At 71.6% G+C, this 21,484-nt stretch carries 21 protein-coding genes; 16 read left to right on the top strand and 5 right to left on the bottom strand.

The annotated features are described in order from the left end of the window. The first annotated feature begins 1 nt into the window (after position 1). The 7 genes from mqnE to QIS99_RS06475 all read left to right on the top strand — a co-directional run bounded on the left by mqnE (position 2) and on the right by QIS99_RS06475 (position 5,076). Positions 2-1,165 carry an aminofutalosine synthase MqnE gene (gene mqnE, locus QIS99_RS06505; RefSeq protein WP_282511347.1) on the top strand — a complete coding sequence of 388 codons (1,164 nt, stop codon included), beginning with the start codon at positions 2-4 and terminating at the stop codon, positions 1,163-1,165. Positions 1,166-1,180: 15 nt separating this feature from the next. Beyond that, on the top strand, positions 1,181-1,705 hold the full coding sequence (locus QIS99_RS06500) for a GNAT family N-acetyltransferase (RefSeq protein ID WP_282511345.1): 525 nt from the start codon (positions 1,181-1,183) through the stop codon (positions 1,703-1,705). A gap of 150 nt (positions 1,706-1,855) precedes the next feature. Further along, positions 1,856-2,152 carry a DUF4229 domain-containing protein gene (locus QIS99_RS06495; protein WP_282511343.1) on the top strand — a complete coding sequence of 99 codons (297 nt, stop codon included), beginning with the start codon at positions 1,856-1,858 and terminating at the stop codon, positions 2,150-2,152. Positions 2,153-2,328: 176 nt separating this feature from the next. Further along, positions 2,329-2,454 carry a hypothetical protein gene (locus QIS99_RS06490; RefSeq protein WP_282511340.1) on the top strand — a complete coding sequence of 42 codons (126 nt, stop codon included), beginning with the start codon at positions 2,329-2,331 and terminating at the stop codon, positions 2,452-2,454. Between the two features lie 115 nt (positions 2,455-2,569). Further along, positions 2,570-3,922, top strand: coding sequence for a dicarboxylate/amino acid:cation symporter (locus QIS99_RS06485; RefSeq protein ID WP_282511338.1), 1,353 nt, complete (start codon positions 2,570-2,572; stop codon positions 3,920-3,922). Between the two features lie 93 nt (positions 3,923-4,015). After that, positions 4,016-4,366, top strand: a complete 351-nt coding sequence (locus QIS99_RS06480; protein WP_282511336.1) for a hypothetical protein — start codon at positions 4,016-4,018, stop codon at positions 4,364-4,366. Positions 4,367-4,434: 68 nt separating this feature from the next. Then, positions 4,435-5,076, top strand: coding sequence for a TetR/AcrR family transcriptional regulator (locus QIS99_RS06475; RefSeq protein ID WP_282511334.1), 642 nt, complete (start codon positions 4,435-4,437; stop codon positions 5,074-5,076). Positions 5,077-5,121: 45 nt separating this feature from the next. Here the strand turns inward: QIS99_RS06475 and QIS99_RS06470 are convergent, their stop codons facing one another. Both QIS99_RS06470 and QIS99_RS06465 read right to left on the bottom strand, forming a co-directional pair. Beyond that, positions 5,122-5,964, bottom strand: coding sequence for a MaoC/PaaZ C-terminal domain-containing protein (locus QIS99_RS06470; RefSeq protein ID WP_282511332.1), 843 nt, complete (start codon positions 5,962-5,964; stop codon positions 5,122-5,124). A gap of 2 nt (positions 5,965-5,966) precedes the next feature. Next, positions 5,967-7,289: a 3-oxoacyl-ACP reductase gene (locus tag QIS99_RS06465; RefSeq protein ID WP_282511330.1), complete on the bottom strand. Its 1,323-nt coding sequence runs from the start codon at positions 7,287-7,289 to the stop codon at positions 5,967-5,969. 70 nt (positions 7,290-7,359) lie between these two features. On the opposite strand from QIS99_RS06465, the gene QIS99_RS06460 reads away from it, so the two are divergent. Together QIS99_RS06460 and QIS99_RS06455 are read left to right on the top strand one after the other, a co-directional pair. Beyond that, on the top strand, positions 7,360-8,673 hold the full coding sequence (locus QIS99_RS06460; protein WP_282511327.1) for an acetyl-CoA C-acetyltransferase: 1,314 nt from the start codon (positions 7,360-7,362) through the stop codon (positions 8,671-8,673). Between the two features lie 98 nt (positions 8,674-8,771). Beyond that, entirely contained in the window at positions 8,772-10,673 is a 1,902-nt protein-coding gene (locus QIS99_RS06455; protein WP_282511324.1) for an AMP-dependent synthetase/ligase, read from the top strand. Positions 10,674-10,845: 172 nt separating this feature from the next. On the opposite strand, the gene QIS99_RS06450 is transcribed toward QIS99_RS06455, so the two are convergent. After that, positions 10,846-11,049: a cold-shock protein gene (locus tag QIS99_RS06450; protein WP_016645643.1), complete on the bottom strand. Its 204-nt coding sequence runs from the start codon at positions 11,047-11,049 to the stop codon at positions 10,846-10,848. A 315-nt stretch (positions 11,050-11,364) separates the two neighbouring features. Here QIS99_RS06450 and QIS99_RS06445 point away from each other — a divergent pair, with 315 nt between their 5' ends. The 6 genes from QIS99_RS06445 to QIS99_RS06420 all read left to right on the top strand — a co-directional run bounded on the left by QIS99_RS06445 (position 11,365) and on the right by QIS99_RS06420 (position 17,944). Further along, complete coding sequence (locus QIS99_RS06445) at positions 11,365-12,216, top strand: menaquinone biosynthetic enzyme MqnA/MqnD family protein (protein ID WP_282511312.1); 852 nt, start codon at positions 11,365-11,367, stop codon at positions 12,214-12,216. A 102-nt stretch (positions 12,217-12,318) separates the two neighbouring features. Further along, positions 12,319-14,274, top strand: a complete 1,956-nt coding sequence (locus QIS99_RS06440) for a serine/threonine-protein kinase (RefSeq protein ID WP_282511310.1) — start codon at positions 12,319-12,321, stop codon at positions 14,272-14,274. 148 nt (positions 14,275-14,422) lie between these two features. Continuing rightward, positions 14,423-15,622: a cyclic dehypoxanthinyl futalosine synthase gene (mqnC, locus tag QIS99_RS06435; protein WP_282511308.1), complete on the top strand. Its 1,200-nt coding sequence runs from the start codon at positions 14,423-14,425 to the stop codon at positions 15,620-15,622. Between the two features lie 7 nt (positions 15,623-15,629). Continuing rightward, on the top strand, positions 15,630-16,229 hold the full coding sequence (locus QIS99_RS06430; RefSeq protein ID WP_282511306.1) for an imidazolonepropionase-like domain-containing protein: 600 nt from the start codon (positions 15,630-15,632) through the stop codon (positions 16,227-16,229). 81 nt (positions 16,230-16,310) lie between these two features. Next, a complete protein-coding gene (locus tag QIS99_RS06425) occupies positions 16,311-17,006 on the top strand; it encodes a demethylmenaquinone methyltransferase (protein WP_282511304.1) in 696 nt (231 codons plus the stop codon). 17 nt (positions 17,007-17,023) lie between these two features. Next, positions 17,024-17,944: a glutaminase gene (locus QIS99_RS06420; protein ID WP_282511302.1), complete on the top strand. Its 921-nt coding sequence runs from the start codon at positions 17,024-17,026 to the stop codon at positions 17,942-17,944. Positions 17,945-18,009: 65 nt separating this feature from the next. Here the strand turns inward: QIS99_RS06420 and QIS99_RS06415 are convergent, their stop codons facing one another. After that, complete coding sequence (locus tag QIS99_RS06415) at positions 18,010-18,534, bottom strand: GNAT family N-acetyltransferase (RefSeq protein WP_282511300.1); 525 nt, start codon at positions 18,532-18,534, stop codon at positions 18,010-18,012. Positions 18,535-18,655: 121 nt separating this feature from the next. Here QIS99_RS06415 and QIS99_RS06410 point away from each other — a divergent pair, with 121 nt between their 5' ends. Beyond that, on the top strand, positions 18,656-19,945 hold the full coding sequence (locus QIS99_RS06410) for a geranylgeranyl reductase family protein (RefSeq protein ID WP_282511298.1): 1,290 nt from the start codon (positions 18,656-18,658) through the stop codon (positions 19,943-19,945). A 76-nt stretch (positions 19,946-20,021) separates the two neighbouring features. On the opposite strand, the gene QIS99_RS06405 is transcribed toward QIS99_RS06410, so the two are convergent. Beyond that, on the bottom strand, positions 20,022-20,816 hold the full coding sequence (locus tag QIS99_RS06405) for a C40 family peptidase (protein ID WP_282511297.1): 795 nt from the start codon (positions 20,814-20,816) through the stop codon (positions 20,022-20,024). Between the last annotated feature and the right edge of the window lie 668 nt (positions 20,817-21,484).

Raw genomic sequence — 21,484 nt, 5'->3', positions numbered from 1 at the left:
CATGGACGCGGGACTCAAGCGGGACCTTGAGCAGAAGGTGCTGGCCGGTGAGCGGCTGACCCGCGAGGACGGGATCGCCCTCTACGACTCGGACGACCTGGCCTGGCTCGGCAGCCTCGCCCACGAGGTGCGCACCCGCAGGAACGGCGACGTGGTGCACTTCAACGTCAACCGGCACCTCAACATGACGAACGTGTGCACCGCGTCCTGCGCGTACTGCTCGTTCCAGCGCAAGCCGGGCGAGAAGGACGCGTACACGATGCGCATCGAGGAGGCGGTGAAGCTCGCCCAGGAGATGGAGGGCGAGAACCTCACCGAGCTGCACATCGTCAACGGCCTGCACCCCAACCTGCCGTGGCGCTACTACCCGCGTTCGCTGAGCGCGCTCAAGGAAGCCCTGCCGGACGTCTCACTCAAGGCGTTCACCGCCACCGAGATCCACCACTTCGAGACCATCTCGGGCATGCCCGCCTCCGAGATCCTCGACGAGCTGATCGACGCCGGGCTCGAATCCCTCACCGGCGGCGGCGCCGAGATCTTCGACTGGGAGGTCCGGCAGCACATCGTCGACCACGCCACCCACTGGGAGGACTGGTCGCGCATCCACCGCCTCGCGCACGAGAAGGGTCTGAAGACCCCGAGCACGATGCTGTACGGGCACATCGAGGAGCCCCGGCACCGCGTCGACCACGTGCTGCGCCTGCGTGAACTGCAGGACGAGACCGGCGGGTTCCAGGTCTTCATCCCGCTGCGCTACCAGCACGACTTCGTCGACATGCAGGACGGCAAGGTCCGCAACAGGCTGCAGGCGCGCACGCAGATGGCGACCGGCGCCGAGGCCCTGAAGACCTTCGCGGTCTCCCGGCTGCTCTTCGACAACGTCCCGCACGTCAAGGTCTTCTGGGTGATGCACGGCGTGCAGACCGCCCAACTCGCCCTGCAGCACGGCGCGGACGACATGGACGGCTCGGTCGTCGAGTACAAGATCACCCACGACGCCGACAACTACGGCACGCCCAACAAGCTCACCCGCGAGGACCTGCTCGACCTGATCCGCGACGCCGGCTTCCGCCCGGTCGAGCGCAACACCCGGTACGAGATCATCCGCGAGTACGACGGCCCGGACCCGGAGCGCCGCGAGGCCCCGCAGCCGATGCGGTTCTGAGGCGGTCCCTGAGCGATGCCCCTCATATTCGAGTGCGAACCGAAGGTCGGCCCGGAGCTCGCCCAGGGCATCCTGAACCTGTGGGCGGACGTCACCAACGCGGGCGGAGCCGTCGGCTTCGTCCCGCCCGTGACCCCTCAGTCCGTACGGCCCGAGTGGCTGAAGCATCTCACCGCGATGACGGAGGGGCGCACGAAACTGCTCGTGGGGTACGACGAGCAGGGTGCCGTCGCCGCGACGGCCTTCCTCGCCCTCAACTCGCACCGCCTGATGCGCCACTGGCTCTGGCTCTACACCGTGATGCTGCACCCCGCGCACCAGGGCCGGGGGCAGGGCCGCGCGCTGCTGTCCGCCGCCGCGGACGCCGCCCGCTCGCACGACGGGATCGAGGCCATCCGCCTCACCTGCCGCGGCGGCGAGGGCCTGGAGCGGTTCTATGCGTCCTGCGGCTACAAGGAGGTCGGCCGGGTGCCGTCAGCGATCCGGGTCGCGCCGGACGAGGACCGGGACGACGTCATGATGTGGCTCCCGCTGCACTGAGCCCGCCGAGCTGAGCCCTCTGCACTGAGCCCGCCGAGCTGAGCCCTCTGCACCGAGTCCGCTGCACTGAGCCCGCCGAGCTGATCCATTTGCGGGCGTGCTTCACTAGTTGGACACCCCGCAGACGTACGAGCAGAGAGAAGGCGAGCCGTGGCACCGAAGCCGAGCGCCACCGTCCGGTACACCGCGATGCGGCTTGGCATCTTCGCCGGCTGCTTCTTCGTGCTCTGGGGACTCGTCTTCCTCGGCGTGCTGCCGCGCGGTCTCGGCGACTCGAACCTGCTGTGGGTGCTGGTGCTCGCCATCGTCGTCTCCGCGCCGCTCAGCTTCGTGCTGCTGCGCGGGCAGCGCGAGGAGATGTCCGAGCAGATCGTCGGCAAGGTCGACCGCGCCAAGTCCCGGCTCGCGGAGAACCGCAGCATGGAGGACGGCGTACGGGAGCTGTGACCGGCGTACGGGAGCTGTAACTCTCGTCACAACGCACCGGGTGCCCCGGCCTGTCGAGCGATGGCTCGAAGGCCGGGGCACCTGCGTTTTCCAGCCTGATACGGGGGCGTATGGCCGGAACCGTACCCAAAGAAGCCCTTTGATGTTCTCAAAGTTCAAGTGTTAACGTGTTCGACATGAAGACAGCAGCCGCGCCCCGCAACGCCCTGAGCGATCCGCTCAAGGGCACGAGCCTTCCGCTCGTCGCGCGCCTGCACGTCGATCTCTGCCGCTGCATGTCCGCGGCCTGTTGCCGCGCCTGAGCGACATCTATGCAGCGGCGCCGCGCCGTAGTCAGCGGCCGCCGCTCCACGCAAGTCACGTGCAAGTCCGTACGTACTACGTCCCCGCCCCACGCGTCTTCACCGGAGTGTGTCCGTGTCCGCGAATTCCCCCGCCGCCACCGAGAAGCCGTCCGGCTTCCGAATACCCAAGGTCCCGTTCTGGGCCCAGATCGTCACCGGTCTGGTCCTCGGTGTCCTGCTCGGCTGGCTGGCCCGGAGCCAGGACGTGTCCTGGCTCGTCACCACCCTCGACAAGGTCGGCTCGATCTTCGTCCAGCTCCTCAAGCTGGCCGTCGCGCCGCTCGTCTTCTTCGCCATCCTGGTGTCGATCACCAACCTGCGTAAGGTCAACAACGCCGCGCGCCTGGCGACGCGCACCCTGCTCTGGTTCATGATCACGTCGCTGATCGCGGTGGTCATCGGCCTCGCGATCGGCCTGCTCACCAACCCGGGGGCCGGCACCGGCCTCACCCCGAAGGACGGCGCGAAGCCGGACAGCGCGGGCACCTGGCTGGACTTCCTCACCGGCATCATCCCGGAGAACGTGATCACGCCGTTCACCGAGCTGAACGTCCTGCAGATCGTCTTCATGGCCGCCGTCGCCGGTATCGCCATCCTGAAGATCGGCGAGAAGGCCAAGCCGATCCTGGACCTCAGCGAGTCGGTCCTGACGCTGCTGCAGAAGGCCCTGTGGTGGGTCATCAAGCTCTCCCCGATCGGCACCGTCGGCCTCATCGGCTACGCCATCGCCACGTACGGCTGGGGCCTGATCGGCAAGTACGCGACCTTCACCGCGGACATCTACATCGGCTGCGCCCTGGTCCTCTTCGGCGTCTACCCGCTGCTGCTCGCGACCGTCGCCAAGGTCAACCCGCTGAAGTTCTTCAAGGGCGCCTGGCCCGCGATCCAGCTGGCGTTCGTCTCCCGCTCCTCGGTCGGCACGATGCCGGTCACCCAGAAGGTCACCGAGCGCCTCGGCGTCCCGAAGGACTACACCTCGTTCGCCGTGCCGTTCGGCGCGACGACCAAGATGGACGGCTGCGCCGCGATCTACCCGGCGATCGCCGCGATCTTCGTCGCGCAGATCTTCGATGTGCAGATGGGCATCAAGGAGTACATCCTGATCGCCTTCGTCTCCGTCGTCGGCTCCGCCGCCACCGCCGGTCTGACGGGCGCCACGGTCATGCTGACGCTGACCCTGTCGACGCTCGGCCTGCCGATGGAGGGCGTCGGCCTGCTGCTCGCCATCGACCCGATCCTGGACATGATGCGCACCGCCACCAACGTGGCCGGCCAGTCGGTCGTCCCGGTCCTGGTCGCGGCCCGGGAGAACATCCTGGACCGTGAGGCGTACAACACCGCGTCTTCGTCGCCGATCGACGAGCCGGACGCCGAGCCGGACGCTGCGCTCGCGGACGAGCGGCAGGCTGCGCCTGTTCCTGCGTGACGCTTCGCACCTGCCGCGCCCCGGACCGGGATACTTGGTCCGGGGCGCGGTGCTGTTCACTCGCCGGGGGCGGTCCTGTGTACGGGGGGATGGATGAGCAGAGCTTTGCGTGTGATGGCCGGGCCGATCGGCGGAGTGCTCACCGGAGGGCTCGGGGCCGGGTTGCTGGGGTGGGCCTGGCGGACTTGTGACATCGGGATCAACGGGGCCGCGAACTCGTTCTCGCTGGCCCTGGTCTTCCTCGCGCTCACGGCGGTCGCGACCCTCTGGTGGTGGTTCGCGCCGGCCCGCTTCGGGGTGGCCGGCCCGGCGATCGCGGTCCTCGGCTCGCTGCTCCTCGTATGGGGCGTACTGGCCTGGCTGCACGCGCCGGACGGCTACCCCGCGCCGTTCTGTCCGCCCGGCAACGTGCCGCCGTGGTGGCCGGAACTGCTTCCGTTGTGAGCGGGGGGACTCCGCCCGGAGTCGTAGGCTTACCGAGGAGTAATCGTGAATCGGGGAGGGCGACCGGCGTGGGCGCTGTGAAGGGCAAGCGGATGCCGCGGGCCGTACGGGAACGGCAGATGATGGACGCCGCCGTGCGGACCTTCGCCCAGCGCGGGTACCGGGCCGCGTCCATGGACGAGATCGCGGAGCTCGCCGGGGTGTCGAAGCCGCTGGTCTACCTCTATCTGAACTCCAAGGAAGAGCTGTTCACCGCCTGCATCCGCCGGGAGGCGGCCGCGCTCGTCGGGGCGGTGCGGTCGGCGATCACGCCGGACGAGCCGGCCGACGGCCAACTCTGGGCCGGGCTGCGGGGGTTCTTCACGCACACCGCCGAGCACCCGGACGGCTGGGCGGTCCTGCACGCCCAGGCCCGCACGCAGGGCGAGCCGTTCGCGCGCGAGGTCGCCGTGATGCGCGAGGAGATCGTGGCGTTCGTGACGCTGCTCATCGCCGAGGCGGCCCGTGAGGCGCACCGCAACCCCTCGCTGCCGGAACGCGAGGTCGCGGGCCTCGCGGAGGCCCTGGTCGGGGCGGCCGAGGCCCTCGCCGTATGGGCGAACACCACGGAGGGCGTCACCGCGAAGCAGGCGGCGAGCACGCTGATGAACTTCGCCTGGGCGGGGTTGGGGAACTTGATGCGCGGAGAGCCCTGGTCGCCGCCCCGCTAGGCCCTCAGAGGCCTGGCTCACCGCCCTACCGCCCCACCGCCCCACTCAGCCCTGGACGACCCCGCCGCTCAGGTGCAGCCGCCCGCCCGGCCCCCGCAGCTCGAACCGCTCACCGTCCGCCCCGTACGCCACCCGCCCCGGCAGCAGGACCGGGGCCCTGAACTCGGCGCGGACCCCTGCCGTGCCCGGCGCGCCGTGTTCCGCGAGGCAGCGGGCGACCGTCCACATGCCGTGGGCGATCGCGCGCGGGAAGCCGAACAGCCTGGCGGTGAGCGGGTGCAGGTGGATGGGGTTGCGGTCACCGGAGGCCGCCCCGTACCGCCGTCCCAGATCGCCCGGCAGGTCCCACTCGGCGCGCACGGGAAGCGGAGCGTTGTCGGTGCGCTCCGGGGCCAAAGGGCCCTCGTACGACGTGGCGTGCCGCGCCAGATACGTGCTGCGCGACTCCCAGACCAGCTCGCCCGCGAGTCGCGCCTCGGTGACGAGGGTCGCCTCCGTGCCGCGTCGGTGCGGGCTCAACTCCGAGGCATACACGGTCAGTTCGGGCCGGTCCTCGGCGGTGAGCGGCCGGTGCTGGTCGACCGTGAACGCCGTGTGGACGAGGCCGAGCAGCGGCAGCGGGAACTCCCGGGCCGCCATCAGCCGCATCGCCAGCGGAAAGCCCAGGATGTGCGGATACGTCACCGGAAGCGCGGTACTTGATACGGGGAAGCCGCACACCTCCCGGTACGCGGCAAGGCGGCCCCGGTCGATCGCCGCGTCCCGCAGGACCAGCCGCGTCGGCGGGGCGACGGCGCCCTCCGCGGCCCGCTTCAGCGGGGACCGCAGCGCACCCCGGGCGAGCAGCGGCGCGAGGCTCGGGGCGGCGTCGAGTCGTACGACCGCCATCGTCAGGCCCCCAGCAGGCTCTGGCCGCAGACGCGGACGACCTGGCCGTTGACCCCGCCGGAGCCGGGGCCGGCGAACCAGGCGGTGGTCTCGGCGACGTCGACCGGGAGGCCGCCCTGCGCGAGGGAGTTCATCCGGCGGCCCGCCTCGCGGATGAACAGCGGCACCGCCGCCGTCATCTCGGTCTCGATGAAGCCGGGCGCGACCGCGTTCACGGTGACGCCGTGCTCGGCGAGCGCGCGCGGCGCGAGGGAGCGGACCAGGCCGATGATCCCGGCTTTGCTCGCCGCGTAGTTGGTCTGGCCGGCGTTGCCCGCGATGCCCGCGATGGACGCCGTGGCGACGATCCGCCCGCCGCGGTTCAGGGTGCCGGACGCGAGCAGCGAGTCCGTCGTACGGAGGACGGCCGCGAGGTTGACCTCCAGGACCGTGCTCCACCGCTCGGCGGGCATGTTGGCGAGCTTGCGGTCACGCGTGATGCCCGCGTTGTGGACGAGGACGTCGAGCCCGTCAGGTACGGCGGCGGCGATCCGCTCGCCCGCGTCGTCGGCGGTGATGTCCAGCGGCAGCGCGCTCCCGCCGAGCCGCTCGGCGAGCCGGACCAGTTCGGCCTGGGCGGAGGGGATGTCGAGGGCGACGACCTGCGCGCCGTCGCGCGCGAGGGTCTCCGCGACGGAGGCGCCGATGCCGCGCGCGGCGCCCGTGACCAGGGCGGTACGCCCGTCGAGCGGCCGGGCAGGGTCGGCGGCGGCGGACTCCCCGGCCTCGCCCGCCTCGCCCACCTCGATCACCTGACCGCTCACGTAGGCGGACCTGGGCGACAGCAGGAACCGCAGCGTCGACTCGGCCGCCGCCGCGGAGTCCGTCCGTACGAGCCGCACGAGCGTGACCGTGCGGCCGCGGCCCGCCTCCTTGCCGAGGGAGCGTACGAACCCTTCGAGGCCCTGCTGGACGGCGGCCTGGTGGTGGTCCGTGTCCGAGGGCGCCGCGCCGAGCACGACGATCCGGCCGCCGGGGGCGATGTCGCGCACCACCGGGTGCAGGGCGGCGTGCACCTCGGCGAGCCCGCTGACGTCGGCCACGCCGGTCGCGTCGAGCACGACGGCGGCGGGCCGCTCGGCGCCCGGTTCGAGGCCGGTACGGGCGAGCGCTTCGGCCAGGCCCTTGAGCGCGGTCCTACCCGCCGTCAGATGCAGCAACGGGCCGTCCAGGGACGGGCGTCCGGGGGACCAGCGGCGCAGCGGGGCCGGCTGCGGGAGCCCGAGTCTGCGGGTCAGGAAGCGGCCGGGCGCGGTGCCGGTGAAGTTCAGATAGCGGTCGGCCATTGTCCAACTCCCAGCTCGGTCGTAAATTTACCTGCGAGTAAGGTTACTCAAGGGTCAGGAGTTGGTCGAGATGAGCACCGAAGAAGCCGGCGGGGGCGCCGGGCTGCTGGGCGGCGGCGTGGTCCGCAGGGTGGCGGTCCTGGGCGGAAGCCGCATTCCGTTCGCCCGCTCCGACGGTCCCTACGCCACTGCCTCCAACCAGGAGATGCTGACGGCCGCGCTCGACGGGCTCGTCGACCGCTTCGGGCTGCGCGGCAGCTGCGTCGGCGAGTTCGCCGCGGGCGCCGTCCTCAAGCACAGCCGGGACTTCAACCTCGCGCGCGAGACCGTCCTCGGCTCCGGACTCGACCCGCGCACCCCCGCGTACGACGTCCAACAGGCCTGCGGCACCGGTCTGCAGGCCGTGATCGCCGCCGCCAACAAGATCGCGCTCGGGCAGCTCGACAGCGCGATCGCGGGCGGCGCGGACACGGCGAGTGACGCACCCCTCGGCGTCAACGACGGGCTGCGCAAGATCCTGCTCGAAGCCCGCCGGGCGAAGACGGTCGGCGCCCGGGCCAAGGCCCTCGCGAAGATCCGCCCCGGCCACCTCGTCCCCGACATCCCGCGCAACGCCGAGCCGCGCACCCGCCGTTCGATGGGCGAGCACGCGGCCGTGACGGCGCGCGCGTGGGGCGTGCGCCGCGAGGACCAGGACGCGCTCGCCGCCACCAGCCACCAGCGGCTCGCGGCGGCCTACGACCGGGGCTTCCTCGACGACCTGGTCGTGCCCTTCCGCGGCCTGGAGCGGGACCAGAACCTGCGGCCCGGCTCGACCGTCGAGAAACTCGCCGAGCTCAAGCCGGTGTTCGGCACCGACGGCCCGAACCCCACGATGACGGCGGGCAATTCGACCCCGCTGACCGACGGCGCCGCGACCGTGCTGCTCGCCGACGAGGAGTGGGCGGCCGCGCGCGGCCTCACCCCGCTCGCGTACCTCACCGCGTACGAGACGGCCGCCGTCGACTTCGTGGCCGGGGACGTGACCGGTGAGGGCGGCGACGGGCTCCTCATGGCCCCGGCCCACGCGGTGCCGCGGATGCTGGAGCGGGCCGGGCTCGGCCTGGACGACTTCGACCTGGTCGAGGTGCACGAGGCCTTCGCCTCGCAGGTCCTGGCGACCCTGTCGGCCTGGGAGAAGGCGGGGCTCGCGCCGGTCGACCGGGACCGGCTCAACGTGGCGGGCTCGTCCCTCGCCACCGGTCACCCCTTCGCCGCGACCGGCGCCCGCATCGTCGCCACGCTCGCGGGACTCCTTGCCGAACGGGACGCCCCCGCACGGGGGTTGATCTCCGTCTGCGCGGCGGGCGGCCAGGGCGTGACCGCGATCCTCGAACGCGCCTGAGCGCCCCCGCGCACCCCGACACACCCCGACACACCCCGACACACCCCGACACGCCCCGACTCACCCCGACTCACCCCGACTCGCCCCCAAGGAGCCACGTGCCCCGCAAGAACGCCCCCGCCCCGCCCCCGCTCGTCGAACCGCGCAGGACCGTCACCGACGGTGTCGTGCGCGAGGTGTCCGTGCCGCCCCTCGCGCCCGCGGTGACCTCCGGCTCGCTCGCGGACATCCCGTACGAGAACGCCGAACACGCACCGGAAGACGCCGTGTTGACCCGTAAGGGCGCCGACGGGACGTGGCGCGACGTGACCGCGCGGGAGTTCGCCGCCGAGGTGCGGGCGCTCGCCGACGGCCTGGCCGCGCACGGCCTGCGCCCCGGCGACCGGCTCGCGATCATGGCGCGGACCACGTACGAGTGGACCCTGCTGGACTTCGCCGCCTGGTCGGCCGGACTGGTCACCGTCCCCGTGTACCCGACCTCGTCCGCCTTCCAGACCCGCTGGATCCTGCAGGACTCCGGGGCCGTCGCCATCGCCGTGGAGAGCGGGCAGCAGGCCGCCGCGCTCGGCCCCGAACGCGACCGCATCCCGGACCTCGCCCACGTGTGGACCTTCGCCGACCTGCCCGCCGTGGCGGAGGCGGGCCGGGGCGCGGACGACGGCGAGGCGGACAAGCGGCGCGCGGCCCTCACCCCCGACTCGCCCGCCACCCTCATCTACACCTCCGGCACCACCGGCCGCCCCAAGGGCTGCGTCCTCACCCACGGCAACTTCTTCGCCGAGGTCGACAACGCCATCGAACTCCTGCACCCCGTCTTCAAGTCGATCAGCAAGGACCCCGCGTCCACCCTCCTCTTCCTCCCCCTCTCGCACGTCTTCGGACGGATGGTCGCCATCGGCTGCCTGCGCGCCCGCGTACGCCTCGGGCACGCCCCCAGCATCCGGACCGACGACCTCCTCGCCGACCTGGCGGCCTTCCGCCCCACCTTCCTCCTCGCCATTCCGTACGTCCTGGAGAAGGTCTTCAACACCGGCCGCGCCACCGCCGAGAAGCTGGGCAGGGCCGCCTCCTTCGACCGCGCGGCGAACATCGCCCGGCGCTACGGCGAGGCGGTCGAGGCCGCCGAGCACGGCACCGGGCCCGGCCCGACGCTCGGCCTGAAGGCTGCCCGCGCGCTGTACGACCCGCTGGTCTACCGCCGCATCCGCGCGGCCCTCGGCGGCCGGGTGCGGTACGCGATCTGCGGCGGCTCCCCGCTCGGCCGACGGCTCGCGGCGTTCTACGCGGGCGCGGGCATCCAGATCTACGAGGGCTACGGCCTCACCGAGACCACCGCCGCCGCCACCGTCACCCCGCCCCTCAAGTCCCGCCTCGGCACGGTCGGCTGGCCGCTGCCCGGCACGGCGGTGCGGATCGCGGACGACGGCGAGGTGCTGCTCCGTGGCGGCCAGGTCTTCCACGGCTACTGGGACGGGCAGTCGGGCGCTTCTGCTCCCGCGTACGAGAAGTGGTTCGGGACCGGGGACGTGGGCGCCCTCGACTCCGACGGCTACCTCTCCATCACCGGCCGCAAGAAGGACATCCTCATCACCACCGGCGGCAAGAACGTCGCGCCCGCGCCCCTGGAGGACTGGCTGCGCGCGCACCCGCTGGTCGGCCAGTGCATGGTCGTCGGCGACAACCGTTCGTATGTGGCCGCGCTGCTCACCCTGGAAGCGGACGGCATCGCGCACTGGCGGCAGATGAAGAAGAAGCAGGACGTGCCGCCGGCGGAGCTCGTCCGCGACCCGGAGCTCCTGGAGACCCTGCAGAAGGCCGTGGACGAGGCCAACAAACTGGTCTCCCGCGCGGAATCCATCCGCCGCTTCACGGTGCTTCCCGTCGACTTCACGGAGGAGGCGGGCCACCTCACCCCGTCCCTGAAGCTGAAGCGGGCGGCGATCGAGGCGGACTTCGCGGGGGAGATCGAGGAGTTGTACGCACAGCGTCGGACGGGCTGAAGGGGGCGTGGGGAACTGCGCGCCCAGTTAATTCTTGAACTATTCCTGCGGCGGGGGCGCGCATTCCCTTTCCGCAAAAGGCAGGAGCCCCGCTCCGCCGCATGAAGCGGGGGCGAGGCTCCTTGGGTACTGCTATCCGTACCGGATCAGAACCGAAAGGTCCCTGGCCTGATTAGGCCGGGGTGACGTTCTCGGCCTGCGGGCCCTTGGGGCCCTGCGTGACGTCGAAGGTCACGGCCTGGTTCTCCTCAAGGGAGCGGAAGCCAGACGCGTTGATCGCGGAGTAGTGGACGAAGACATCCGGGCCGCCGCCTTCCTGGGCGATGAAGCCAAAGCCCTTTTCAGCGTTGAACCACTTCACGGTTCCGGTAGCCATAAAGCCCTCCTATGGGCCGAAGGGTGTCCCTGCTCCCAGAACCCCACGCGTGTCAAACACAACCGCAAAAGTCTGAAAACGACGAGAGCCCGCGGTCACATGCTCCGCAGGCTCTGTACTGCAAGGGAAACCAAACTGCAACTTGCGGCGAGCCTAGCACGCAGGCAGCCGCAAGCGATAGAGGGCAAGATCACGTCACCCGGATGTCTGAGAAATCGTACGGACTCGTTGACATCCGTGCATCCTGGGGACTCATGGCGTTCTTCCGGCGGACCCCGACGAGGCGCCGTATCGCCCGGGCGCTAGCCTCGCGATGTGGACAATTCTCCTCGCAACCGCCCGCGCGTCGGGCACATCCAGTTCCTGAACTGCCTGCCCCTGTATTGGGGTCTCGCACGGACCGGAACCCTGCTCGACCTGGAGCTCACGAAGGACACCCCGGAAAAGCTCAGCGAGCAGCTCGTACGCGGTGATCTGGACATCGGCCCGGTCACCCTCGTGGAATTCCTCAAGAACTCCGACCGGCTCGTCGCCCTGCCGGACATCGCGGTGGGCTGCGACGGCCCCGTGATGTCCTGCGTGATCGTCTCCCAGCTCCCGCTCGACCGGCTCGACGGGGCCCGGGTGGCGCTCGGCTCCACCTCGCGTACGTCGGTACGGCTCGCGCAGCTGCTGCTCGCCGAGTCCGTCGGTGTCACGCCCGACTACTACACGTGCCCGCCCGACCTCGGCCTGATGATGCAGGAGGCGGACGCCGCCGTCCTCATCGGGGACGCCGCGCTGCGCGCCAACCTGCACGACGGGCCCCGGCTCGGCCTGCAGGTCCACGACCTCGGCCGGATGTGGAAGGACTGGACGGGGCTGCCGTTCGTCTTCGCGGTGTGGGCGGCCCGGCGCGACTACCTGGAACGTGAGCCGGAGGTCGTGCACAAGGTGCACGAGGCGTTCCTCGCCTCCCGGGACGTGTCCCTTGAAGAGGTCACCAAGGTCGCCGAGCAGGCCGCGCGCTGGGAGTCCTTCGACGCGGGCGTCCTGGAGCGCTACTTCACGACGCTCGACTTCCGCTTCGGCCCCGACCAGCTCGCGGGGGTGCGCGAGTTCGCCCGCAGAGTCGGCCCGAGCACCGGCTTCGGCGCGGACGTACGGGTCGACCTGCTGCAGGCCTGAGCCGCCCCACGCCTGCCCGGTTCGCCCTGCCCGCCCGGCCCCCTCTGCCCGTACGCTGGCGGGGGACGGGCGGGACGACGCGGGACAACGGGGGAGGGGCTCATGCAGCCGCTGGATGCCGGAGAGCCGACCGTCGTCGGGCCGTACCGGCTGCTGGGCCGGCTCGGCGCGGGCGGCATGGGCCGGGTCTACCTGGGGCGCAGCGCGGGGGGCCGCACCGTCGCGGTGAAGGTCGTCCATCCGCACTTCGCGCTCGACGAGGAGTTCCGGGCCCGCTTCCGGCGCGAGGTCGACGCCGCGCGGCGGGTCGGCGGCGCCTGGACCGCGCCGGTGCTCGACGCCGACCCGGAGGCCGCGGTGCCCTGGGTCGCCACCGGGTACGTCGCCGGGCCGCCGCTGAACCGTGCGGTGGGCGAGCGCGGCGTGCTGCCCTCGCTGCCCGAGCAGGCGGTACGGGTCCTGGGCGCCGGCCTCGCCGAGTCGCTCACCGCGGTGCACGCCCTCGGCCTGGTCCACCGCGACGTGAAGCCGTCCAACGTGCTGCTCACCCTGGACGGGCCGCGCCTGATCGACTTCGGGATCGCCCGGGCGACCGAGGGCACCTCCGGGACGGAGTCCGGGGGAGGGACGGCCTCGCTGACCTCGACCGGAGTCTCCGTGGGCTCGCCCGGCTACATGGCGCCCGAGCAGATCCTCGGCAAGGGCGTCACCGGCGCCGCCGACGTCTTCTCGCTCGGCACCGTGCTCGCGTACGCGGCGACGGGTCGCGCCCCGTTCGCCGGTGACTCCTCGGCCGCGCTGCTCTACAAGGTCGTCCACGAGGAGCCCGAACTCACGCTTCCCGAGGGTGAGTTGCGGGAGGTCGTCGTCGACTGCCTGGCCAAGGACCCGGCCGCGCGGCCCACGCCCGAGGAGGTCGCCCGGCGGCTCGCGCCCGAGGGTGCGCAGGCCCTCTCGGCCGCCGGCTGGCTGCCGGGGACGCTGGTCGAGCAGGTCAGCCGCAGCGCGGTCAGCCTCCTCGACCTGGAGGCCGCACAGCCCGAACCGGCCTCGGGGCTCGTGGAGTTCAGCAGCCCCTCGGTGGGCCGGCCACCCGGGCCCGGGGGCACTTCTGCGGATGGTGCGGGTGCGGGTGCGGGTGCGGGTGCGGGGCCTGGTTCCGGTTCTATGGGTGCGGGTTCCGGTTCTACGGGCACGGGTGCCGGTTCCACGGCGGGGCCCGGTTCCACGGCGGGGCCCGGTGCCGCGGGCACAGGTCCCGGTGCCACGGGTGCGGGCGCCGGTGCCCCCGTCTCCTCGCACTTCGACCCGAACAGCACACAGCCCCCGCCGCCCGGCGTGCCCGGTTTCGGGCCGCCGGATCCGGCGTACGCCGCGGACGCCGCCCGGCACGCCACGGCCACGTCGGCCACGTCGGCCTCCTCGGCGGACGGGCTGGGCGGCGCCGGTGCCGTACCGCCGCCGCGCGGCCGGCTCGCCGTGACCGTGGACGCGGGCAGCACGCCGGGCGAGGGCGGCCGGGGGCGGCGGCTGAGCTGCACCGTGGCGCTCGCGGTCGCGGGGGCGCTCGCCGCGGTGACCGTCGGCGGAGTGTTCATGTCGGGGCTGCTGCCCGCGGACCGCGACAACGCCGGCGCGGGGAAGAAGCCGCCGGCGGACGGCGCGGCGGATCCCAGCGCGAAGGACCCCGGCGCGAAGCCCGCGCAGAGCATCCCGAAGCGCTACCTCGGCACCTGGGAGGGCAAGGCCGAAGCCCTGGACGGGACCCTGCCGGCCGGCACGGTCCGGGTCGTCGTCGAACAGGCCCGCCCCGGTGAGAAGTTCGGCACCGCGAGCATGACGGACGAGCTGGGCCTCAGCACCTGCACCGACGTCCTGATCCTGAAGAAGGTCACGGAGAAGGAGATCGTCGCCACCGGCCGCGCCAAGGTGAAGGGCGACGCCCGCTGCACGGACAACGACCACCCGGTCCGCCTCACGCCGGTCGGCGACGACCTGAAGTACACCTCGGAGAACCCGGAGGGCGGGAACCCTCAGGCGCGGCTGTCCCGGCGGTAGGGCGCACGCGGGGCCTCACAGCGGCGGTGTCGGACCCCTGGCGTACGCTGGATCAGTCCGCGCGTAAGACCGCTTGATACCGCTCGATACCGCTCGACAGCGCTTGAAGCCGCCTGAAATTTCCCGAAACCGCCTGAAAGGGACACCGGTGACCGAGAAGGCCTCCCTCCAGTCCGTTCTCGACCGTGCCGCTGAGGGCGGGCGGATCACCCCGGAAGAGGCCCTCGACCTCTACCGCTCCGCGCCGCTGCACGCGCTCGGCCGCGCCGCCGACGCCGCGCGCAAGCTGAAGTACGCGGGCACGGAGCACATCGCGACGTACATCATCGAGCGGAACATCAACTACACGAACGTCTGCGTGACGGCGTGCAAGTTCTGCGCGTTCTACGCCGCCCCGAAGGACACCAAGAAGGGCTGGACCCGCGACCTCGACGACATCCTGCGCCGCTGCGCGGAGACCGTCGAACTGGGCGGCACGCAGGTCATGTTCCAGGGCGGCCACCACCCGGACTTCGGCGTCGAGTACTACGAAGAGCACTTCTCGGCGATCAAGAAGGCCTACCCGCAGCTGGTCATCCACTCCCTCGGCGCCTCCGAGGTCGAGCACATGGCGCGGATCTCCGGAGTCAGCGCGGAGGACGCGATCCGCCGGATCCACGCCGCCGGTCTCGACTCCTTCGCGGGCGCCGGCGCCGAACTGCTCCCGGCCAGGCCGCGCAAGGCGATCGCGCCGCTCAAGGAGTCCGGCGAGCGCTGGCTGGAGATCATGGAGCTGGCCCACGAGCTGGGCGTGGAGTCCACCTCCACGATGCTGATGGGCACCGGCGAGACCAACGCCGAGCGCATCGAGCACCTGCGCATGATCCGCGACGTACAGGACCGGACGGGCGGCTTCCGCGCCTTCATCCCGTACACGTACCAGCCCGAGAACAACCACCTCAAGGGCCGCACGCAGGCGACGCTCTTCGAGTACCTGCGGATGATCGCCATCGCCCGCCTCTTCCTCGACAACGTCGCGCACATCCAGGGCTCCTGGCTGACCACCGGCAAGGAGATCGGCCAGCTCTCGCTGCACTACGGCGCGGACGACCTGGGCTCGGTGATGCTGGAGGAGAACGTGGTGTCCTCCGCGGGCGCCAAGCACCGCTCGAACCTCCTTGAGATCATCGACATGATCCGCAAGGCGGACCGGGTCCCGGCCCAGCGCTCCACGACGTACGAGCACCTGGTGGTGCACGACGACCCGGCGAACGACCCGGTCGACGAGCGCGTCGCCTCGCACATCTCGTCCGTCGCGATCGAGGGCGGCACGGCCCACCCCGAGCTCAAGCTGCTCCCCGCCAACTGACCTGCACGTGTTCACCCTTCACATCGCCGAGGCATCCCCCGAGTCCGCCGTCCTGGTCGACGGCGACACGATCGCCGCAGTCGGCCCGTACGAGGAGCTGGCCGCCGCGCACCCCGGGGCGCGGGTGCGGCGCTGGCCCGGCATCCTCACGCCGGGCCTCCTCAACCCGTACGGGCCGGAGATCCTGGAGTCGACGTACCACCCGGACCCGCGCGAGGCCGACACGTTCGGCACCGCGCCGATCGGCGGGGAGCGGGCGCGCGAGCTGTTCCGCGCCGAACCCGCCCGGCTCGGCGCGAGCGCGCGGCGCGGGGTGCAGCGGCTGTTCGCGCACGGCACGGTCGCGGTCGCCGGTGAGCTGCGCTCGCGCGCGGCCCTTGACGCGGTACGGCGAGCGGGCCTCGCCGTCGGCCGGCGCCCGGAGAGGCTGCCGGGTCCGGTGTCCTTGTCCCCGACGCCGCTGGTGCTGCTGCCGCCCTTGTCGCCGGGTGCCCCGGCCAGGTTTGCGGTGTTCGACGTCCCGGACCGCGCGGAGCTGGTCCGCCGCGGCGCGGCTACGTGCGTGGCGACGGTGGTGGGCGGCCGGCTGGTCTACCGGGCCCGCTGAGGGGTTCGGCGTTCGTCCGGACGCGGACGCGGACGCGGCCCGGTCGGCGGGAGTTCGGGGGCCGCCTGCCACAATGACCACGTGACCCGCGCATCCCTGGACAAGCAGCCGCACGAAGTCGCCGAGATGTTCGACGACGTCGCCGAGAAGTACGACCTCACCAACGACGTCCTCTCCCTCGGCCAGGCCCGCCTCTGGCGCCGGGAGGTCGCGAAGGCCGTCGACGCGCGGCCCGCGCAGAAGATCCTCGACCTCGCCGCCGGCACCGCCACCTCCTCGCAGCCGTTCGCCCAGGCCGGTGCGTACGTCGTGCCCTGCGACTTCTCCCTCGGCATGCTCCGTGTCGGCAAGCAGCGCCACCCGCACATGCCGTTCACCGCGGGCGACGCGACCCGGCTGCCGTTCGCGGACGACTCCTTCGACGCGGTGACCATCTCCTTCGGGCTGCGCAACGTCCAGGAGACGGACCGTGCGCTGCGCGAGCTGTACCGCGTGACGAAGCCCGGCGGACGCGTCGTCATCTGCGAGTTCAGCCAGCCGACTTGGGCGCCGTTCCGCACGGTGTACACCGAGTACCTGATGCGCGCGCTGCCGCCCGTGGCCCGTGCGGTCTCGTCCAACCCGGACGCGTACGTCTATCTCGCCGAGTCGATCCGCGCGTGGCCGGACCAGCCCGCGCTCGCCTCGCGGCTGCAGTCGGCGGGCTGGTCGAAGGTGGCCTGGCGCGACCTCACCGGCGGCATCGTGGCCCTGCACCGGGGCTTCAAGCAGGTCTGAAGAGCGCAGGTCAGCCGATGGTGAACGTGGACCTCCAGGCCGTCCTGGAGCAGATCGCCGACGAGGTGGGCGCCCTGCCGGGGCGCGGCCACAGCGCCGACTACATCCCCGCGCTCGCCGGCGTCGACCCGCACCGCTTCGGGATGGCCTTCGCCGACCTCGACGGCCGTGTGCACGGCGTGGGGGAGTGGCAGGTTCCGTTCTCCGCGCAGTCGATCACCAAGGTGTTCACACTCGCCCTGGTCCTGGCGAAAGACGGCACCGGGCTCTGGGAGAGCGTCGGCCGTGAGCCCTCCGGCAACCCGTTCAACTCCCTGGTGCAGCTGGAGTACGAGAACGGCATTCCGCGCAATCCGTTCATCAACGCGGGCGCCCTCGTCGTCACCGACCGGCTGCAGTCCCTGACCGGCGACGCGGGCGAGGACCTGCTCGACTTCCTGCGCGCCGAGAGCGGCAACCCGGACCTCGGCTTCGACCTGGAGGTAGCCGCCTCCGAGACCGCGCACGGCGACCGCAACGCGGCCCTCGCCCACTTCATGGCCTCGTACGGGAACATCCGCCAGCCCGTACCGACCCTCCTCGCGCACTATTTCCGGCAGTGCTCGATCGAGATGAGCTGCGCCGATCTCGCCCTGGCCGCGGGCTTCCTGGCCCGGCACGGGCTGCGCGCGGACGGCTCCCGGCTGCTCACGCGCAGCGAGGCCAAGCAGATCAACGCGGTGATGATGACCTGCGGGACCTATGACGCGGCGGGCGAGTTCGCGTACCGCGTCGGGCTGCCCGGCAAGAGCGGCGTCGGCGGCGGGATCGTGGCCGTCGTGCCGGGCCGGGGCACGCTGTGCGTGTGGAGCCCGGGGCTCGACGAGCGCGGCAACTCCGTTGCGGGCGTGGCCGCGCTCGACCGCTTCACGACGCTGACGGGGCTGTCGGTCTTCTGAACTCGCCCGTACGGCTCGGCCTGCAGCTTCTCGGCCTGCAGCTTCTCGGCCTGCAGCTCCTCGGCCTACAGCTCAAGGCGGAAGCAGTACCCCGTCCGTCCCGTGGGCGTCGTGAACGTCTCCCCGAGTTCCATGCCGAGGCGGCGGGTCACGGCGATCGAGCGCTCGTTCCCAGCGGCGACCATCGCCACCACCTCGCTCACCCCGGCCGCCCGGACCCGCTCCAGGGTCGTCCGCGCCGCGGCCGTCGCGTACCCGCGCCCCCAGGCATCCCGGCCGAGGCGCCAGCCGATCTCTGTCGCGCCCTTGGGGCCCCACTCGTACGGCCAGGGCTGGGCCCCGGTGAAGCCGAGCACCCGAGCGTGCTCGTCGAGGACGGTCCACAGGCAGAAGCCGAGCTCCGCGTCGTGCCGGCGCTGGCGGGCGGTCAGCTCCTCGTACTCCGACAGCTCGGCCGTTCTGCCGCCGTGGAACTCCATGACGTCCGGGTGGTCGAAGACCCGGTGCCAGGCGTACGCGTCCTCCTCCGTGGGGACGCGCAGCCTGACGGTGGGGGCGGGTGCGGCGGAGCTCGGCGTCGGTGACGTCATACGAGGCAGCCCTTCGGTCCGTGATCAGTACGCCCCCATAGACTGCCCGTGTCCAGTGCGCTTCGGCACGTGAATCTGCCGACAGCCGAACTCCATACCTCCGAGCCCGGGGAGATCCGCCGTGACCGAGCCCCTGCCCCTCTCCGAACACAGCGCAGATGTGATCGTCGTCGGGGCCGGGCCAGCCGGTTCCACGACGGCGTACTACCTCGCGAAGGCCGGACTGGACGTCCTGCTCCTGGAGAAGACGGCGTTTCCGCGCGAGAAGGTCTGCGGCGACGGCCTCACGCCGCGCGCCACGAAGCAGCTCGTGTCGATGGGCATCGACATCTCTCAGGAGGCGGGCTGGCTGCGCAACAAGGGCCTGCGGATCATCGGCGGCGGGGTGCGGCTCCAGCTCGACTGGCCGGACCTCGCCTCGTATCCGGACTACGGACTCGTCCGCAAGCGCGACGACTTCGACGAGCAGCTGGCCCGCCAGGCGCAGAAGGCGGGCGCCCGCCTCTACGAGCGGTGCAATGTCGGCGCCCCGGTCCTCGACGCGCGGACCGGCCGCGTCACGGGCGTGCACGCCAAGCTGGGCGAGGACAAGCGTGCGGTGACCTTCCACGCCCCGCTGGTGGTCGCCGCCGACGGCAACTCGACCCGGCTCTCCCTCGCGATGGGCCTGCACCGCCGCGAGGACCGCCCGATGGGCGTCGCTGTCCGTACGTACTTCGAGTCCCCGCGCCACGACGACGACTACCTGGAGTCGTGGCTGGAGCTGTGGGACCGGCGCGGCCCGCAGGACCGGCTCCTTCCCGGCTACGGCTGGATCTTCGGGATGGGCGACGGCACGTCCAACGTCGGCCTCGGCATCCTCAACTCCTCCAAGGCGTTCCGGGAGTTGGACTGGCGCGAGGTCCTGAAGGCGTGGTGCGCGTCGATGCCGGAGGACTGGGGGTACACCCCGGAGAACATGACGACGCCGATCCGCGGCGCCGCCCTGCCGATGGCGTTCAACCGTCAACCGCACTACACCAAGGGCCTGTTGCTCGTGGGTGACGCGGGCGGCCTGGTCAATCCGTTCAACGGTGAGGGCATCGCGTACGCCATGGAGTCGGGGCAGCTCGCGGCCGACGTGATCGTGCAGGCGCACGCCCGCGCCACCGACGCGCAGCGCGAACTCGCCCTGCAGCGCTACCCGAAGGTCCTCAAGGACACCTACGGCGGCTACTACTCGATGGGCCGCGCCTTCGTGAAGCTCATCGGCAACCCGAAGGTCATGAAGATCGCCACGGAGCGCGGCCTGACGCACCCCGTCCTGATGCGGTTCACGCTGAAGATGCTGGCCAACCTCACCGACCCCACGGGCGGCGACGCGATGGACCGCATCATCAACGGCCTCTCCAAGGTGGCTCCGAAGGCCTGACGGCCGTGGTGACGAAGGCGAAAGGGCCGCCGCTCCCTCGCGGAGCGGCGGCCCTTTCGTGCGCTGTGGGGGTCCGTCACATGACGCGGACCGCGCCGTCGGCCGGGTAGCCCGACAGGTCCTGGATGACGACGCCCTTGCTGGGGTTCGCGGCGTCGAGGTACTGGCCGTTGCCGATGTACACACCCACGTGGTACGCGGAGCCCTTGCCGCCCCAGTACAGGATGTCGCCGACCTGGAGGTTGCCGGTGCCCACCTCGGTGCCGACCATCGACTGGTCCTGGGAGACGCGCGGCAGGTCGACACCGGCCTGCTTGAACGCGGCCTGCACCAGGCTGGAGCAGTCCCAGGCGTTGGGGCCGGAGGCACCCATCACGTACGCGTCGCCGACCTGCGCCTGCAGGAAGCTGATGACGGCACCCATGCTGCCGGTGGCGGGCGCGATGGAGTCGACGGTGTCGGAGGCGGTGGTGGCGCTGAGCGTCTGGCGCTCGGCGGCGCGGGCGGCACGCTCCTCGGCGGCGCGCTCCTTCGCCTCCTTCTCGGCCTTGGCCTTGGCGATCGCCTTGGCCTTGGCCTTCTTGGCCTCCTTGGCGGCCTTCGCGGCTGCGGCGTCCTGCTCGGCCTGCAGCTTGTAGGAGTCCGCGGCCTGCTGGGTGGCGTCCGCGCTCGCGGCCACCTTGGTCGCCAGCTCAGTGGTGAGCGTGGGCATCTCGATGGTCTCGGTCATCGGCTCGGCCGCGTGCGCCGAACCGGCGGTGCCGGCCACCGCGAGGGTGCTGAGGACGCCACCGGCAACTCCGGCGCGCAGCTTGTTGGTGCGCTGCGGGCGGGGCTTCCGGTGGCTGGGTATGTGAGCGGTGTGGGACATGAGGACAACGGCTATCAAAGCCTCCGGGTTCCCTTCAAGAAACGTGTGGTGCGCCACAGTTGCGTGCCCGTGGCGTGAATCCCGGGCGTGTCGGCCTTTATTGACGCCGTAACGGGCAATGTGGACACCAGGGATCGGGCCTTTGATCATTGGTTTTCTGGGTTACGTCCCATTTGCCCTTCGCTTACCACCGGATCCGGTCGGTGGCCAAGCCCGGCGTTCGCGACGGATCGGCGACGTGGCACAGGTCACGGAAAGGTCACCGGTGGAACGGGTAACCGCGCGCGAACGTCGGGGCTTTCCCTGGGGAGTTGACGGGGTGTTCGTTCAGTAATGTCCGATGCGATCCGCTATGTCGTGTGAACGCATCGCGCCGGTCGTGACCGCTGGGTGCCCTGGGTGTGTGCGTGAAGTGCGCGGATGCGGGCGGCTGGTGAGGCCGGGGCGCTGTCGGGTGCTGGGTGGTGTCGTCGGGGGGGGGGGGAGGGGGGCTGCCGGGGTGTCGGTGGCGTGCTGCCGGGGTGCCGTCGGGGTGGTGTCGGGTGGCGGCGTGGATGTGACGGTTCTGTGGTTGCCGTCCGCTCGTGAACGCGTGCACGCATTCCTCCGGCGGGCGCCCGTGCGGACGCCTCTCGCGCCCCGCGCGCCCCATGCGCCCCGTGCGTCAC

The sequence above is a fragment of the Streptomyces solicavernae genome, assembly GCF_029968095.1.
Classification (GTDB): domain Bacteria; phylum Actinomycetota; class Actinomycetes; order Streptomycetales; family Streptomycetaceae; genus Streptomyces; species Streptomyces solicavernae.
Note: the sequence above shows the minus strand (reverse complement) of the source record. Positions and strands in the feature narration are given on the sequence as shown.